A 16,062-nucleotide genomic window follows, 5' to 3' on the forward strand; every position below is an offset into this window, starting at 1 on the left:
GACAGGCCGGTCGCCGGGCCGTTCACGATCACCGGAACCCGCACTGAAGGGCAAGCTCCGCCGCGGGAGCCCTATTCCCGCCGTGGTGAAGTCCCCGGGAGAGTTCATACGCCCGCAACGATCACCACGGGCCCGGGGTGCGGGGCATGCGCGGTGACCCCTTACGGTGGTACGCGTACCCACTGACCAGGCCTGACCGTGAGGCATCCACCCTATGAACGTCACCCGAGGCTTCACCGGGCGCCCGCGCGTCCAGAACGCCGGACTGCCGCCCGGTCAGTACGACGCGGGCGACGACTGGCCCGTGCTGTCCGCCGAGGTCACCCCCGATCTGACGCCCGCGGACTGGTCCTTCCGGATCGACGGCCTGGTGGCCGAGCCGCACACCTGGGACTGGGCGGAGGCCCACGCGCTGCCCAAGTCGGCGTACGAGGGTGACATCCACTGTGTGACGAGCTGGTCGAAGTTCGGGGTGCGGTTCGGGGGCGTGTCCCTGGACGCGTTCCTCGACGTGGCGCGGCCCGACGCGTCCGCCACCCACGCCGTCGCCTACTCGCACACCGGGTACACCACGAACCTGCCGCTCGCCGACCTGACCGGCGGCCGGGCGTGGATCGCCTGGGAGTACGAGGGCCGGCCGCTGCCCGCCGAACACGGCGGCCCGGCGCGGCTGCTGGTGCCGCATCTGTACTTCTGGAAGAGCGCCAAGTGGATCGCGGGTCTGCGGCTCCTGGACCACGACGAGCCGGGGTTCTGGGAGCAGAACGGCTATCACGCGCGCGGGAACCCGTGGGAGGAGCAGAGGTACTCCGGTGACTAGGACCACCACGGAAACCACGCCGACCGGCGCCTTCGTGCCTCCGACCCGGTTCGCGGTGCCGGGACGCATCGCCGTCAGCAACCGCGCGGCGGCCCACTGGCAGACGGCGACGCTCACCGAGGTCCGGCGGGAGACGCCTCACGCGTCCACCTTCCGGTTCGCGGTGCCCGGCTGGGCGGGCCATCTGCCCGGCCAGCACCTGATGCTGCGGCTGACCGCCGACGACGGTTACACGGCCCAGCGCCACTACTCGATCGCCTCTCCCCCGGACGACGCCGGGCACATCGAACTGACCCTGGACCACGTCGAGGACGGCGAGGTCTCCGGCTGGTTCCACACGCTGGCCAAACCCGGTGACGAGGTGGAGGTGCGCGGTCCGCTCAGCGGCTTCTTCGCCTGGCCGGGTGACCGTCCCGCGCTGCTCCTCGGCGCCGGCTCCGGGGTCGTACCCCTGATGTCGATGATCCGGCACCACCGCGCGCGCGGCCTGACCGTGCCGCTGCGGCTGCTGGTGTCCGCGCGCGGCCCCGAGGAGCTGATCTACGCGCGGGAGTACGGGGCAGAGACCACGCCCGTCTTCACCCGCCGGGCACCCGAGGGCATGCCGGTCGGGCGGCTGACGGCCTCCCAGGTGGCGCGGTCGCTGGCCGACGGGCAGCCGCCGGGTGGGTGGGAGGCGTACGTGTGTGGGTCCAACGCGTTCGCCGAGCACGCCTCGCGGCTGCTGGTGGCGGCGGGCCAGCCCGTGGACCGGATCCGGATCGAACGCTTCGGCTGAGGAAACCACTCGGCGTGCGGTGGTGCGCCGGGCCCACGGGGGCGCGCGCGGGCCGTGCGCGCTGACCCTCGTACGCGGCTCCCGCTCGGTCGGTGTCGCGCGCGACGATGGGCGGATGGGGGTTCTCGGGCGAACACGGGTGTACGGCCGGCGCCGGCGGCCCAATCCGCTGCGCCGCCGCTCCGACGTGGTGGAGGCATGGACGGGGCTCGTCGTCGCCGTGCTGCTGTTCGTCGGCGCGCCCCTGGCCGGGGTTTTCGCGGCCCGGTGGGCGTACGACGTAGGGCGGGCGACGGCCACCGCGCAGCGCGCCGAACGTCATCGTGTCCACGCGGTGGCCGTCGCCGGTATCGAAGCCGGGGCTCCCCCCGCGCCGGCCGGCAGCCAGTACCTGTACCGCGTGCGGGTGCTGTGGACGGAGCCCGGCGCGGGAGCGCGTACGGCGACGGCGCAGGTGCCGGCGGGGACGCGGCGCGGGGACCCGGTCGACCTGTGGCTCGACGCGCACGGCCGGGCTGTCGCTCCGCCGCCCGGCGCTGTCGCGGTCCGGCAGTACACGGTGGCGGTGGGGATCTGGGCCGCGGGGGTGACCGCCGGTGTCGTCCTCCTCGCCCGCACCGCCGTACACCGTACGGCCGTTCAGCGTCGGCTCGGGGAGTGGGAGCGCGCGTGGGCGCGTACGGAACCGGAGTGGACGGGACGGCGGGCGTGACAGGGCGGGGCCCGGCGCCACACCCCCTCCCTCAACCGGCGCGCATGGACGTACAGATGGTCGGAGGAGGTGGTGGGTTCTGGCAGATGTGGTGGCGTGTGTTGATCAGGCCGGGGGTGCCGGGCCCGGCGTCGCCAGCCACCCACCCGCCGGGAAGCTCGCCCGGGCCCTGTCCGGGCCTTGGGGCCTGGCGGGTCGTCGGCCCTCCCACGTACGGTGTGATCATCCGCAAACCCTTCCTGATACCCCTCAAGGCGGTCCTACATGGCCCAGTTCGACCTCCCCCTCGACGAACTCCGCGAGTACCGCAGCGCCTCCACCGAGCCCGACGACTTCGACGCCTTCTGGTCCAAGACCCTCCAGGAGACCCGGGAACACGACCTGGACGCCCGTTTCGAGCCGGTGGAGACGGGGCTGACCACGGTCGACGTGTACGACGTGACGTTCGCCGGATTCGGTGGCCACCCGGTGAAGGGCTGGCTGCGGGTGCCCGCCGGTGCCTCCGGGCCGCTGCCGGTGGTCGTGGAGTTCATCGGGTACGGCGGCGGGCGCGGCCTGCCGCACGAGAACCTGCTGTGGGCGTCGACCGGCCGCGCCCACTTCGCCATGGACACCCGCGGCCAAGGCAGCGCGTGGGGCGGCGGTGGCGGTACGGCGGACCCGGTGGGCAACGCGCCCTCGTACCCCGGATTCATGACCCGTGGCATCGACGCTCCCGAGAACTACTACTACCGGCGGGTGTACACGGACGCGGTGCGCGCGGTGGAGGCGGCCCGCTCGCATCCCCTGGTCGATCCGGCGCGCACGGTGGCCCTCGGTTCGAGTCAGGGCGGCGGGATCACGATCGCGGTCGGCGGGCTGGTCCCGGACCTGGTGGCGGCCGCCCCGGACGTGCCGTTCCTGTGTGACTTCCCGCGCGCGGCGACCCTCACGGACCGCCACCCCTACCGCGAGATCGGCAGCTACCTCAAGACCCACCGGGGCCGCACGGCCGACGCGCTCGGCACGCTCGCCTACTTCGACGGCGTGCACTTCGCGGCGCGCGGCACGGCACCGGCGCTCTTCTCGACGGCTCTGGAGGACCAGACCTGCCCGCCGTCCACGGTCTTCGCGGCCTTCAACGCCTGGGCGCACGACGACAAGCAGGTCGAGGTCTACGACTTCAACGACCACGAGGGCGGCGGCCCGTTCCAGGAGGCGACGAAGCTGAGCTGGCTGCGCTCGTACGCCTGACGGCTCGGCAGGTTCCGCACGGGGGGAAGTGGTCGTTCCCGACACCTTCCGCGCGATCCGACCGGTCGGTATGTTCGACGGTGCCCGGGTCACAGCGCTGTGACCCGGTGTTCCGGCGAACCACGGAGGGCCCATGTCCGAGCTCGTGTCACACGTTCACGGCGACTGCGACGCACGCTTCTCGGCGGTGCGTACGGCGTTCGAGGAGAACTTCCGCGACCGCGCGGAACTCGGCGCGGCGGTGAGCGTCACGGTCGGCGGCGAGACGGTGGTCGACCTGTGGGGCGGCTGGGCCGACGCGGAGCGGACGCGTGCGTGGGAACGCGACACTCTCGTCAACGTGTGGTCGACGTCGAAGGGTCCGACAGCGCTGTGCGCGCACATCCTCGCCGACCGGGGCCTGCTCGACCTCGACGCCCCCGTGGCCGCGTACTGGCCGGAGTTCGCGGCGGCCGGCAAGGAGGGCGTGCTCGTACGGCATCTGCTCTCGCACCGCTCGGGCCTGTCCGGTCTGCGGGAGCCGCACTCGCTCGCCGACCTCTACGACTGGGAACTGACGACCCGCCGACTGGCGGCGACGGAGCCCTGGTGGGAGCCCGGGACGCGCTCCGGATACCACGCGCTGACGTACGGCTTCCTGGTCGGCGAGGTGGTCCGCCGGGTGTCGGGGCTGCTGCCGGGCGCCTTCCTGGAGCGGGAGGTGACCGGGCCGCTGGGCATCGACTTCCGCCTCGGGCTGCCGGAGAAGGAGGCCGGGCGAGCCGCCGAGCTGGTACCGCCACCGCCCGCATCACCCAGTGAACAGGCCGCGATCTTCGCCCAGTTGACACCCGTCACGATCGCCGCCGCGGCCAACCCGATCACGGGCGCCGCCGAGGCGAACAGCCCCGAGTGGCGGGCCGCCGAGATACCGGCGGCCAACGGCCACGGCACGGCCCGCGCGATCGCCGCCCTGTACGGCGTGTTCGCGGGCCGGGGCTCGTACGGCGGGCAGCGCGTCCTGTCCGCCGAGACGGCCGAGCGGGTGCGCGAAGGACAGGGCAGCTGCCGCGACCTGGTGCTCGGCGCGCGTTTCGACTACGAGACGGAGATCGGGCTCGGCCTGTGGCTGAGCGGCGATCACGGCTGGTACGGGCCCAACCCGAGGGCGTACGGCCATGACGGCTTCGGCGGTTCCTGCGGGCTGGCCGACCCGGATGCCGGCGTCTCGCTGGGGTACGTCATGAACCGCATGGGTCCGCATATCGCCAACGACCCGCGCAAGATGGCGCTGATCGACGCCTTGTACAGCGCACTCCGACACAGGTAATGACCATAAGCGAGAAGTGAGCCTTACAGGGTGCATGGCAGGTGTAGTCACATGACAGATTCCCTGTCGGCCGGGGGCGCATAGCGTCGGGGTACGACCTCGGGCGACGCACGGCGGACCGTGCGACTGTCCGACTACGTCCTACTTTGCGAGAGGCACACCTCCATGAGTACGTTCACCACCTCCGACGGCACCGAGATCTTCTTCAAGGACTGGGGCACGGGCCAGCCGGTGGTGTTCAGCCACGGCTGGCCGCTGAACGCGGACACCTGGGACGGCCAGTCCCGTCTCGTCGCCGAGCACGGCTTTCGCGCCATCGCGCACGACCGGCGCGGGCACGGCCGTTCCGCGCAGCCGTGGCAGGGCAACCACATGGACCAGTACGCGGACGACCTGGCCGAACTGATCGAGTCGCTCGACCTCGACAACGTCATCCTCGTCGGTCACTCGACCGGCGGCGGCGAGGTGACCCGCTACATCGGCCGGCACGGCACGGCGCGGGTCGCCAAGGTCGTACTGCTGGGCGCGGTGCCGCCGCTGATGCTGAAGACCGACGCCAACCCCGAGGGCACTCCCCTCGAGGCCTTCGACGGTATCCGGGCGGGTGTCGAGGCGGACCGCTCGCAGTTCTACTGGGACCTCAGCGAGGCCTTCTTCGGCTTCAACCGGCCGGACGCGACCCCGTCCGAGGGTATGCGCCGCGCGTTCTGGATGTGGAGCATGCAGGTCGGCCTCAAGGCGGCCTACGACTGTGTCAAGCAGTTCTCGGAGTCCGACTTCACCGAGGACCTGGGACGCATCGACGTACCGACCCTCATCGCGCACGGCGCCGACGACCAGATCGTGCCGATCGCCGCCTCGGCGGAGAAGACGGCTCAGCTGGTCAAGGACTCGACGCTGAAGGTCTACCCGGGCGCCCCGCACGGCCTGGTGGGCGAGTACGAGAAGGCGTTCAACGCCGACCTGCTGGCGTTCATCAAGAGCTGACCGAGGACCCGGCGGGTGTCCGCGTCGCCACCACCATCCGGCAGCGCGGACTGCCGTCGGGCCGCCGCCCGAACTCGGGCAGGGCGCGGGTCTCCACGTCGAAGCCGCCGCGCGTCAACTCCCGTCGCACGTCGGCCAGTCGGAAGGCCCGGTAGTACATGACGAACGGCGGCCTCCACACGGCGTTGCGCACCTTCATCACCGCGTCGAAGCCGAGCAGCGTCCAGTAGGCGCGTGTTCCCGGACGGGCCGGCGCCGCGACGGGGAACGCGAAGCGCCCGCCCGGTCGCAGTACGGAGTGGACCTGGGTGAACAGCCCCGGCAACTCGCCCGGCAGAAAGTGCCCGAACGCCCCGAAGCTGACGACCAGATCGAAGGCGGAGGCGACGGAAGGGGCTGAGGCGAAGGGCAGGGCTCGGGCGTCGCCGCGTACCAGGGCGACGCGTGGGCCCCCGGCGCGCCTTCCCTCCCCCACCCGGCGTCGGGCCACCTCCAGCATGCCCACGCTGATGTCGATCCCGGTGACGCTCTCCCGGCACACCCGGTCCAGCACCTCCAGACCGGCGCCCGTTCCGCAGCACAGGTCGAGGCCGTCGTCGAAGGGCCCGAGGGGGCCGAGCGCCGACGCCACCGCGTCGAGGATCGGGTCGGAGGTGCGGAACGGGGTGTGGTCGAACTTCGGTGCGAGCAGGTCGTAGCCGTGCTCGACGGACGACAGGGCCTGCACGGCGAGTTCGCGGAGAGTGGGGCCTTCGGGGCTGAACATCGGCTCAGCTTAGGGGGAGCGCGCGGGTCGGCATCTTGGACGCCCACTTGGACGGTTCACCCTTTGGGGTGAGCGGATGCGTGCATTTCGTGAGGCGGTGGAGGCCGGGGATCTCGACGCCGTCGAGAAGCTGTTGGCGGAGAACGTCGTGTTCACCAGCCCGGTCGCGTTCCGGCCCTACCCGGGGAAGGCGATCACCGCGGCAATCCTGCGCGGTGTGTCCCGGGTTTTCGAGGACTTCCGTACGAGCGGGAGATCGGCGCCCCCGACAGCCGCGACCAGGCGCTCGTGTTCACGGCGCGGGTCGGCGGGCGCGAGAGCCAGGGCTGCGACTTCCTGCACCTCGACGAGGACGGTCTGATCGACGAGCTGACCGTCATGGTCCGCCCGTTGTCAGCCGCGCAGGCGCTGTCGGCGGCCATGGGTGCCCAGTTCGACCGGATCGCGCGGGAGGCTCAAGGCCGCCGGGTCCGCCTGAGCGGAAGTGTTTTGGTTGGATGGCCCCCATGACCACCGACGAGCACGCGCGCATGATGCGGGCCAACGAGGCCAACTGGGACGCCCGTACCCCCGTCCATGTCGCCAGCCGTTTCTACGGCCTGGGCGAGAGCCTCGATCCGTCGCGCTGGTTCGCCTCCTGGGAGTGGGAGGACCTCGGTGAACTCGCCGGCCGCGATGTGCTCCACCTCCAGTGCCATCTCGGCACGGAGACCCTCGCTTTCGCCGAGCGCGGGGCGCGGGCCGTCGGCCTCGACTTCTCCGAGGCGTCCGTGACGGCCGCGCGTGGCATCGCGGCGAAGGCGGGCCTCGACGTGACGTACGTACGGGCGAACGTCTACGACGCCGTGGAGGCCCTGGAGCAGCGGCGGTTCGACGTCGTGTACACCGGGAAGGGCGCCCTGTGCTATCTGCCCGACCTGGACCGCTGGGCGGAGGTGATCGTCCAACTCCTGCGCCCCGGCGGCCTGTTGTACATCGCGGAGTTCCATCCGCTACTGAACTCGCTGAGCCCGAAGCCCGCTCTGGACGACACCGGTGAACTTCTGCTGCGGCACGACTACTTGGGCGCGCGGGGCGCCGTGCACCGCGATGCGACGTTCACCTACACCGACGGGCCGCCGGTGAGCGGGGCCACCGAGAGCTTCGAGTGGCCGCACGGAATGGACGAGGTCGTCAACGCGTTGATCGGGGCGGGACTGACCGTCCGGCGGCTGCGCGAGAGCGACGAACTGCCCTGGCCCCGCTGGCCCCGTATGGAACGTACGACGTCGGGCTGGTGGCGGTTGCCCGAGCCGCGCATCCCACTCCTGTACGGGCTCCTCGCGAGCCGTTGAGCCACAACTCACAGCCGTACTCGCACTTCCCGTGGTAGGGTGCTGGCAGCACTTGTGTACGCCCGCTCTCGGGCGCCGGTGCTGTTCCTCCTCAGTTCGCTGAGCCGCCCGTCGGTGTCCGACCGGTGCACCAGCTCTTCCCAGCACCACCTCACCAGCGGCGACGTGCTTCTGCCGTACCCGAGGTGTCGCTGTCTTCCGCCGCCCGCGGCGCGCCAGGCGCGCCCAGTTCTCGCGGCCCTCCCTTCGCTCTTTCTTCCGCGTGCCTCATGCGGCATGCGTCTCCGTCCGTGAAAGGACTCCCCGACCATGACCACCACACTCGAACACCCCCCGGTGGAACAACTGCCCCCGGCCCGGATCACGACCGGTGTCCTCGACATCGACGGCAACGGGAAGGGGTACCTGCGGGCCGCCCACAGCTGCCTGCCCACACCCACCGACCTCCAGGTCTCCCCGGCGCTGATCCGCCGCCACGGCCTGCGCAAGGGCGACCTCGTCGTCGGCGCACAGGGCACCCAGCGCGCACTGACCGAGGTCGGGCTGGTCAACGGCCGTACGCCCGAGGAGCAGCGCGGCCGTCGCCACTTCCGCGACCTCACCCCGCTCCACCCCCGCGACCGGCTCCGCCTCGAACACCCGGCGGCCGGACTCACCGGGCGCGTCGCCGACCTGATCGCACCCGTCGGCAAGGGCCAGCGCGGGCTGATCGTGGCACCGCCCAAGACCGGCAAGACCGTGCTGCTCCAGCAGATCGCGGCGGCCGTCGCCGGCAACCACCCCGAGTGCCGCCTGATGGTGGTGCTGCTCGACGAGCGGCCCGAGGAGGTGACCGACATGCGGCGCTCCGTGCGCGGCGAGGTGTACGCCTCGACCTTCGACAAGACACCCAAGCAGCACATCGCGCTCGCCGAACTCGTCATCGAGCGGGCCAAGCGGCTCGTCGAGGCGGGCGAGGACGTCGTCATCCTCCTGGACTCCCTCACCCGGCTGTGCAGGGCCCACAACAACGCGGCGGCCTCCGGCGGCCGCACCCTCAGCGGTGGGGTCGACGCCGCCGCGCTGCTCGGGCCGAAGCGGCTGTTCGGCGCCGCGCGCCTGGCCGAGGAGGGCGGTTCGCTCACGATCCTCGCCACGGCCCTGGTGGAGACCGGCTCACGCGCCGACGACTTCTTCTTCGAGGAGCTGAAGAGCACCGGCAACATGGAGCTCCGGCTGAGCCGCGAGCTGGCGTCCCGGCGCGTCTACCCGGCCGTCGACATCAACCCGTCCGGCACCCGCCGCGAGGAACTCCTGCTGCCCCCGGCCGAGTTGACGACCGTACAGGGACTGCGGCGGGCCCTGCAGACGCGGGACGGCCAGACAAACCTGGAGACCCTCCTCGATCGGCTCCGCGACACGCCCGACAACGCGACCTTCCTGCGGCGGATCCAGCCGACGCTGCCCTCCGGCTGACCCGGCCCGGCCGGTGCCCGTGGGCTCCCGTGTGTGGCATCCGGGTGTTCGGGCCGGTTCCTCGGCCACGGCACCACGGCATACGGCGCACCCATTCCTACGTTTGCGATATGACCATCAGATTCTCTGCTCGTAGTGCTGCGTCCTCGTCGTACTCGTCGTCCTCGTCGGCGGCATCCCGGATCGCCGCCTCCTGCTGTGCTCTGTGCGTGACGGGCGTGCTGGCGCTCGCACCCGTCCCGGCATCCGCCCGCACCGGTGCCGCCCCGGCTACGCCGACGCCGAAGCCGACGACAGCGGCGACGGCGAACGCGCGGCTGCTGTACCGCTCCGGCACCCACGCCCGGCTGCGCCCCGGGGCACCTCGCCTCCCCCGGGACGTGTCCGCGCTGTCGTGGCTGGTGGCCGACGCCGGCACCGGTGAGGTCCTCGCCGCGCGCAACGCGCACCGCGATCTGCCGCCGGCCAGCACGCTCAAGACGCTCTTCGCCCTCACCGTGCTCCCCACGCTGCCGGCTGGCCTGCGGCACAAGGTCACCGAGGCCGACTTGGAGGACATCGGCGCCGGCAGCAGTCTGGTCGGGGTCGAGGCCGGGCGTACGTACCGGGTCTCCGACCTGTGGCGGGGTGTGTTCCTCAACTCCGGGAACGACGCCGTGCACGTCCTGGCCGCCATGAGCGGCGGCTGGCGCGACACCGTCGTCCGGATGCAGGCCAAGGCCCGCGCCCTGGGCGCCCGCGACACCCATGTGCGCTCGCCCGACGGCTACGACACGCCGGGGCAGGTGTCGTCGGCGTACGACCTCGCCGTGTTCGGGCGGGCCGGGCTGCGCAACGCCGACTTCGCCGCGTACTGCGGCACCGCCTACGCGAAGTTCCCCGGCGGGGGCGGCTCGTCGTACGAGATCCAGAACACCAACCGGCTGCTGACCGGCGCCAACGGCGTCGAGCGCTACCGGGGGGTCATCGGCGTCAAGAACGGCTACACCAGCAACGCCGGCAACACACTGGTCGCCGCCGCACGCCGGGGCGGACACACTCTGGTCGTCACCGTGATGAACCCTCAGGAGGGTGACGGCTACACCGTCTACGAGGAGGCCCGCTCGCTGCTCGACTGGGGCTTCGGGGCCGCCGGACGCGTCGATCCCGTCGGTTCGCTGGACGCCGCGAGGCCCGTGTCGCAGCCGGGCCCGCAGGCGCCGGTGCGGGTGCGGAGGCCGGCGCAGGGGCCGACGCAGGTGCCGGCCGCCGCCACCGTGACGTCCGACAGCGGACCGGGCTGGCCGGCGATCTTGACGATCCTGGGCGCGGCCGTGCTCGGTGCCGGCGCGGTGTCGCTCGTACTGCGCGTCGCCGGGTCGAAGCGGGTCTGACCGGCAGCGTCCACCGGCAGCCACAGCAGCAACCCGAGCGTGACCCAGACGTACGCGCTGCCGCCCACGAACCCGTCGACGCCGGACGCGTCGTCGAACCACAGCCACACCACGCTCGTACACAGCACCGCGTACAGCGCGCCCGCCACGCGCGCGTGCCCGGTGCGCACCAGGACGGCGAACGACGGGAGCAGCCAGACGAGATGGTGCACCCAGGTGATCGGGCTGACCAGGCAGGCGGTCAGCCCGGTGAGCGCGAAAGCGCCCCACCAGTCCCCCACCACGGCGGCCCGCCGCGCCCGCCAGGCCCAGACCCCGAGGACCGCCGCGACCACCACCAGCCAGACGGCACGACTGGGTTCGCCCGGCGCGGCCAGCCGGGCCAGCACACCCTGGAGGGACTGGTTCGACACATACGCCAGTTGCCCGATGCGCCGGGTGTCCCACAGCGCCTCGCTCCAGTAGTAGCGCGAGGCGTCCGGCGCGACCCACGCCGCGAGCGCCGTGGCCGCACCGGCGACGGCCGTCGCGACCCCGGCGGCCCGCCGTCGCCCGGCGAGCAGCAGCAGGCCGACGAAGAGGGCCGGCGTCAGCTTGACCGCGGCGGCGAGCCCGATCCCGGTGCCCGACCAGCGGGCCCGCCCGGTCGTCAGCAGCCAGGCGTCGGTCAGGACGAGGGCCAGCAGTACGAGGTTCACCTGGCCGAAGCTGAAGGTGTCCCGCACGGGCTCGAACAGCGCCAGCGCGCAGCCGGTCAGGGCCCAGCCGTACCAGCCGTACCGGCGCAGCACCGGTCCTGCGGCCATCCACACCACGGCGCCGAGCGACGCCAGGTTGAGCAGCAGTGCGGCGGTGATCGCGGCGCGCAGCCCGAGCAGCGCCATCGGCAGCATGCTGACCGCCGCGAACGGCGGATAGGTGAAGCCGTACGCCGTGCCGGGCACCCGGTAGTCGTAGATCCGGCCGCCGTGGTGGACCCAGGTGCCGACGGTTCCGTAGTAGACGCGCAGGTCGAACCAGCCGCGCAGCAGCGGCACCGTCGCCGTGAACACGGTCACGGCGACCGCGAGGGCGAGCACCAGGAGGAGCCGTTCCCGGTCGGTGCGGGGCAGTCTCACAGCGCTCATACGGTGTTCTCCCGCAGGGGTGATTGGGCCGCCTGGTGGGCCTGCCAGAGGACGACGAGGGCCAGCGCGCCGCCGGAGACGGCCAGGACCAGTTGCTCGGTCTCGGCGGGCGCGCCGCTCGGCAGTGCCAGGAGCGCGACGACTCCGGTGACGGCGGCGAGGCGGTGGCGTACCGCCGGACTGGTGCTGGGCGCGGCGGCGGCGATGAGGAACAGGGCCCACAGGGCGTACCAGGGCCGGATCGCCGGGCCGAGGACGACCACGACGGCGAGGCTGAGGCCGAGCGCGTAGAGCGGGCTGAGGCGTGGGCGGCGCAGCCAGATGACGGCGATGGCGAGGACGGTGACCGCTATCCCGAGGAGGTGCCAGGCCGGGACGGCGAGCGGTGCCAGATCGCTGCCGAGCTCCGTGAGCGCGGCGGCCGTGGCGCGGCCGAGGAGGCTGGTGAGGGCCCAGTTCTGGGGTGACACCGGGGTTTTCAGGGCGCCTATCCAGCCGTAGCCGGTGCCGGCCAGCGCGGTGACGGCGACGGTGGTCGCGGCTGCCGCGCCCGCCGTGGTCAGTACCGCCCGCGCCGGGCTGCGACCCGCACGCATCTGGAGCGCCACGACAGCGGCGAGGCCGAGGAGTGCGGGTGCCTTGACGAGGGCGGCCAGCGTCACGAGTACTGCGCCCAGGATCGGCCACCGGCCCAGCGCCGCCACCAGGCCGACGCCGAGCAGCCCGAGCATGATCGCGTCGTTGTGCGCGCCGGCCACCAGGTGCAGCAGGACCAGCGGGTTGAGGGCGCCGAGCCAGAGGGCGGCGGCCGGGTCGGCGCCGTTGTGCCGGGCGAGGCGGGGCAGGGCCGCCGCCATCAGCGCCACGCCGAGCAGCGCGACCAGGCGCATGCCGAACAGACCGGCGGGGATCTCGCCCCGGGTCAGTCCGGAGAGCCCGGACGCCACGGCGAGGAACAGCGGGCCGTAGGGGGCGCCGGTCTGCTGCCACACGGGGGCGACCTCGGCGGCGAGCGGGCCGCCGAGCAGGGCGGGGCCGTGCGTGTACACGTCCATGTGCGCGTCGACCATCGCGCCCTGGGCGAGGTAGCTGTAGACGTCGCGGCTGAAGAGGGGCGGGGCGAGGAGGAGCGGGGCCGCCCAGACGGCGAGCACGAGCATCAGGGACCGTACGGTGGGCGGGTTCGCGCTGCGGACCAGTCTGCCGAGCAGGGTCCAGGCGGCGATCAGGAGGACGACACCGAAGTAGACGCCGACCAGGCCCAGTGCGGCGCGGGGGGTGGAGGGTGCGATGAGTTCGCGTACGGGGAGGGCTCCGGCGGTCTCGCCTCCGAGGGCCAGGCATGCGGTGCCGATCAGGCCTGTGGCCTGGCAGCGGGGGAGGTTTGTCGCGGGGGCCTTGAGCACTTGGGAAGCGTGGCAAGGGTGGGTGGACGGGGGGCTACGGGATGCCTTCCGGGCGGGGGCGTGCGTGTTACCGGTGGGTGGGTGGTTGGGGGTTGTTCGTCGGGTGCGGGCCCGGCGGTGGCTTGTCGCGCAGTTCCCCGCGCCCCTGAGGGGCGCCCCTCTCACGGAGTTGAGAGGTCCCCTTGGAACCACTCTGGAATCAGAAGACCGATACTCCCGTCAGTGTCGTGAAACGGTCCAGGGCTGTCACGCCTGCCACCGAGTTGCCTCGCTCGTCCAGTCCGGGGCTCCATACGCACAGCGTGCAGCGGCCGGGGACGACGGCGATGATGCCGCCGCCGACTCCGCTCTTGCCGGGGAGGCCCACTCGGTAGGCGAAGTCGCCTGCGGCGTCATAGGTGCCGCAGGTCAGCATGATGGCGTTGATCTGTTTGGCCTGGCTGCGGGTCAGGAGGCGGGTGCCGTCGGCGCGGACGCCGTGCCGGGCCAGGAAGCCGGTGGCGAGGGCGAGGTCGGCACAGGACGCCTCGACGGAGCACTGGCGGAAGTACTGGTCCAGCAGGTCCGGGACCGGGTTGTCGATGTTGCCGTACGACGCCATGAAGTGGGCGAGGGCGGCGTTGCGGTGGCCGCGTCCGGCCTCGGAGGCGGCGACTTCCTTGTCGAAGGTGAGGCCGGGGTTGCCGGACTCCGCGCGCAGGAAGTCGAGGAGTGCTCCGGCCGCGTCGCCGGTACGGGTGTGCAGGCGGTCGGTGACGACGAGGGCGCCCGCGTTGATGAACGGGTTGCGCGGGATGCCGTTCTCGTACTCCAGCTGGATCAGGGAGTTGAAGGGGTTGCCGGAGGGTTCGCGGCCGACGTGCTCCCAGAGTTCGTCGCCCTCGCGGGCCAGGTCGAGGGCGAGCGTGAACACCTTGGTGACGGACTGCGCGGAGAACGGCTGCCGCCAGTCCCCCACCCCGTAGACCGTGCCGTCGAGTTCGGCGACGGCCATGCCGAAGCTGCGCGGGTCGCGGGCCGCGAGCGCCGGGATGTAGTCGGCGGGGCGTCCTCGGCCGGGGGTGCGTCCGATCTCCTCGGCGATGCGTTCCAGGACCGGTTGGAAGGTCGGGGGCGAGGGTGCGGGCGACGGAGCTGATGCCATGATCGCCATTCTCCTTCCCGGTCGGTCCTGGTGCGCGTTCGTGTGTGCCGGCAGTGGTCCTACCTTGCCGCGCCGTTGCCCGCCAGGATCTCGGGGCGGAGCAGGTCCGCGAGTCGCTCGGCGGGCAACAGGCCCTTCTCCAGGACGAGTTCGGCGACACCCCGGCCGCTGACGAGGGCCTCCTTGGCGATGTCGGTGGCGGCCGTGTACCCGATGTAGGGGTTGAGGGCGGTGACCAGGCCGATGGAGTTCTCCACGCTCGCGCGCAGCGCCTCGGTGTTGGCGGTGATGCCGTCGACACAGCGCTCGGCGAGGGTGAGGCAGGCGGCGCGCAGGTGGGTGATCGACTCCGACAGGGAGTGCAGGATGATCGGCTCGAAGGCGTTGAGCTGGAGCTGTCCGGCCTCGGCGGCCATGGTGATGGTGACGTCGTTGCCGATCACCTCGAAGGCGACCTGGTTGACGACCTCGGGGATCACCGGGTTGACCTTGCCGGGCATGATCGACGAACCGGCCTGCACCGGCGGGAGGTTGATCTCGCCGAGCCCGGCGCGCGGCCCGGAGGACAGCAGGCGCAGGTCGTTGCAGCTCTTGGAGAGCTTGACCGCGACGCGCTTCAGTACACCGGACATCTGGACGAACGCCCCACAGTCCTGGGTGGCTTCGACCAGGTTGGCGGCCGTGACGAGCGGCAGTCCGGTGATCGCGGAGAGGTGGCGGCGGGCCGATTCGGCATATCCGGCGGGGGCGTTGAGGCCCGTGCCGATGGCGGTGGCACCGAGGTTGATCTCGTGGATCAGCAGGGCCGCCTCCGCGAGGCGGCTGCGGTCCTCCTCGATCATCACGGCGTACGCCGAGAACTCCTGCCCGAGCGTCATCGGCACCGCGTCCTGCAGCTGTGTACGCCCCATCTTCAGCACGTCACGGAACTCGACCGCCTTACGGGCGAAGGAGTCCTGGAGCACGGCCATCGCCTTGAGCAGTTCCCGCACCGCGAAGACTGTCGCCACCTTGACGGCGGTCGGGTAGACGTCGTTCGTGGACTGGCCGAGGTTGACGTCCTCGTTGGGGTGCAGGTACTGGTACTGGCCCTTGGCGTGGCCCAGCAGCTCCAACGCCCGGTTCGCGACGACCTCGTTGGCGTTCATGTTCGTCGAGGTGCCCGCCCCGCCCTGGATCACGTCCACCACGAACTGGTCGTGCAGCCCGCCACTGCGGATCTCCCGGCACGCCTCGACTATCGCGGCGGCCTTCTCCGGATCGAGGAGGCCGAGTTCCTCGTTGGCGAGGGCGGCGGCCTCCTTTACGGCGGCGAGGGCGTCGATGAGATGCGGGTAGGCGGAGATGGTCATGCCGGTGATGGGGAAGTTCTCGATGGCGCGCAGGGTGTGGACACCCCAGTACGCCTCGGTGGGAACGTCACGGTCGCCGAGCAGGTCGTGTTCGCTGCGAGTGGCTGCGCCGGTCATGACTGGGTGGGCCTTCTTTCGTGAGTGGAGCTGCCAATTCAGCCCGTCCGGAGTTCGAGGACGAGGCCCTTCAGGGCCGACAGCGGGGGTCTGGGGGCGCAGCCCCCAGGAACGGGATGGGACGGGTAAGGGCGGCGGGGGCGAAGAAA

13 protein-coding genes and 2 pseudogenes are annotated in these 16,062 nt (G+C 71.9%); 10 read left to right on the plus strand and 5 right to left on the minus strand.

What is annotated here, in order from left to right:
* Positions 1 to 214 precede the first annotated feature (214 nt).
* The 6 genes from QA861_RS26535 (at position 215) to QA861_RS26560 (ending at position 5,839) form a co-directional block, all read left to right on the plus strand.
* The gene (locus QA861_RS26535) at positions 215 to 820 is read left to right on the plus strand and encodes a sulfite oxidase-like oxidoreductase (RefSeq protein ID WP_334591091.1); all 606 of its coding nucleotides are present in this window, start codon (positions 215 to 217) and stop codon (positions 818 to 820) included.
* On the plus strand, positions 813 to 1,598 hold the full coding sequence (locus tag QA861_RS26540) for a ferredoxin reductase (protein WP_334591092.1): 786 nt from the start codon (positions 813 to 815) through the stop codon (positions 1,596 to 1,598). The genes QA861_RS26535 and QA861_RS26540 overlap by 8 nt, the downstream gene beginning before the upstream one ends.
* A 115-nt stretch (positions 1,599 to 1,713) precedes the next feature.
* Positions 1,714 to 2,310, plus strand: a complete 597-nt coding sequence (locus QA861_RS26545) for an Rv1733c family protein (RefSeq protein WP_334591093.1) — start codon at positions 1,714 to 1,716, stop codon at positions 2,308 to 2,310.
* Between the two features lie 264 nt (positions 2,311 to 2,574).
* On the plus strand, positions 2,575 to 3,543 hold the full coding sequence (locus QA861_RS26550) for an acetylxylan esterase (protein WP_334591094.1): 969 nt from the start codon (positions 2,575 to 2,577) through the stop codon (positions 3,541 to 3,543).
* A 133-nt stretch (positions 3,544 to 3,676) separates the two neighbouring features.
* Positions 3,677 to 4,852: a serine hydrolase domain-containing protein gene (locus tag QA861_RS26555; RefSeq protein WP_334591095.1), complete on the plus strand. Its 1,176-nt coding sequence runs from the start codon at positions 3,677 to 3,679 to the stop codon at positions 4,850 to 4,852.
* Positions 4,853 to 5,017: 165 nt separating this feature from the next.
* Positions 5,018 to 5,839 carry an alpha/beta fold hydrolase gene (locus QA861_RS26560; RefSeq protein ID WP_334591096.1) on the plus strand — a complete coding sequence of 274 codons (822 nt, stop codon included), beginning with the start codon at positions 5,018 to 5,020 and terminating at the stop codon, positions 5,837 to 5,839.
* Here QA861_RS26560 and QA861_RS26565 read toward each other — a convergent pair.
* A complete protein-coding gene (locus QA861_RS26565) occupies positions 5,829 to 6,605 on the minus strand; it encodes a class I SAM-dependent methyltransferase (protein WP_334591097.1) in 777 nt (258 codons plus the stop codon). The two genes, QA861_RS26560 and QA861_RS26565, sit on opposite strands and share 11 nt — an antisense overlap.
* A 76-nt stretch (positions 6,606 to 6,681) precedes the next feature.
* Between QA861_RS26565 and QA861_RS26570 the strand changes: the two are divergent.
* The 4 genes and pseudogenes from QA861_RS26570 to QA861_RS26585 form a co-directional block, all read left to right on the plus strand.
* A pseudogene (locus QA861_RS26570) lies at positions 6,682 to 7,115 on the plus strand (nuclear transport factor 2 family protein).
* On the plus strand, positions 7,112 to 7,939 hold the full coding sequence (locus QA861_RS26575; RefSeq protein ID WP_334591098.1) for a class I SAM-dependent methyltransferase: 828 nt from the start codon (positions 7,112 to 7,114) through the stop codon (positions 7,937 to 7,939). Before QA861_RS26570 ends, QA861_RS26575 begins: the two are co-directional and overlap by 4 nt.
* A 309-nt stretch (positions 7,940 to 8,248) precedes the next feature.
* Positions 8,249 to 9,394 (plus strand): transcription termination factor Rho, encoded by a 1,146-nt coding sequence (rho, locus tag QA861_RS26580; protein WP_334591099.1) that lies wholly within the window; start codon positions 8,249 to 8,251, stop codon positions 9,392 to 9,394.
* Positions 9,395 to 9,504: 110 nt separating this feature from the next.
* Positions 9,505 to 10,398: pseudogene (locus QA861_RS26585) on the plus strand (D-alanyl-D-alanine carboxypeptidase family protein); the annotation flags it as partial.
* A gap of 83 nt (positions 10,399 to 10,481) precedes the next feature.
* Here QA861_RS26585 and QA861_RS26590 read toward each other — a convergent pair.
* Genes QA861_RS26590 through aspA form a run of 4 tightly spaced genes read right to left on the minus strand, consistent with a single transcriptional unit; the run spans position 10,482 to position 15,913 of the window.
* Positions 10,482 to 11,885, minus strand: coding sequence for a glycosyltransferase 87 family protein (locus tag QA861_RS26590; protein WP_334594849.1), 1,404 nt, complete (start codon positions 11,883 to 11,885; stop codon positions 10,482 to 10,484).
* A 5-nt stretch (positions 11,886 to 11,890) separates the two neighbouring features.
* Positions 11,891 to 13,492, minus strand: coding sequence for a polyprenol phosphomannose-dependent alpha 1,6 mannosyltransferase MptB (mptB, locus tag QA861_RS26595; protein WP_334591100.1), 1,602 nt, complete (start codon positions 13,490 to 13,492; stop codon positions 11,891 to 11,893).
* 7 nt (positions 13,493 to 13,499) lie between these two features.
* Entirely contained in the window at positions 13,500 to 14,453 is a 954-nt protein-coding gene (locus tag QA861_RS26600; RefSeq protein ID WP_334591101.1) for a glutaminase, read from the minus strand.
* Positions 14,454 to 14,503: 50 nt separating this feature from the next.
* Positions 14,504 to 15,913: an aspartate ammonia-lyase gene (aspA, locus tag QA861_RS26605; RefSeq protein ID WP_334591102.1), complete on the minus strand. Its 1,410-nt coding sequence runs from the start codon at positions 15,911 to 15,913 to the stop codon at positions 14,504 to 14,506.
* Positions 15,914 to 16,062: the final 149 nt, after the last annotated feature.

Origin of the sequence: Streptomyces sp. B21-083 (genome assembly GCF_036898825.1) — a bacterium.
Classification (GTDB): Bacteria; Actinomycetota; Actinomycetes; order Streptomycetales; family Streptomycetaceae; genus Streptomyces.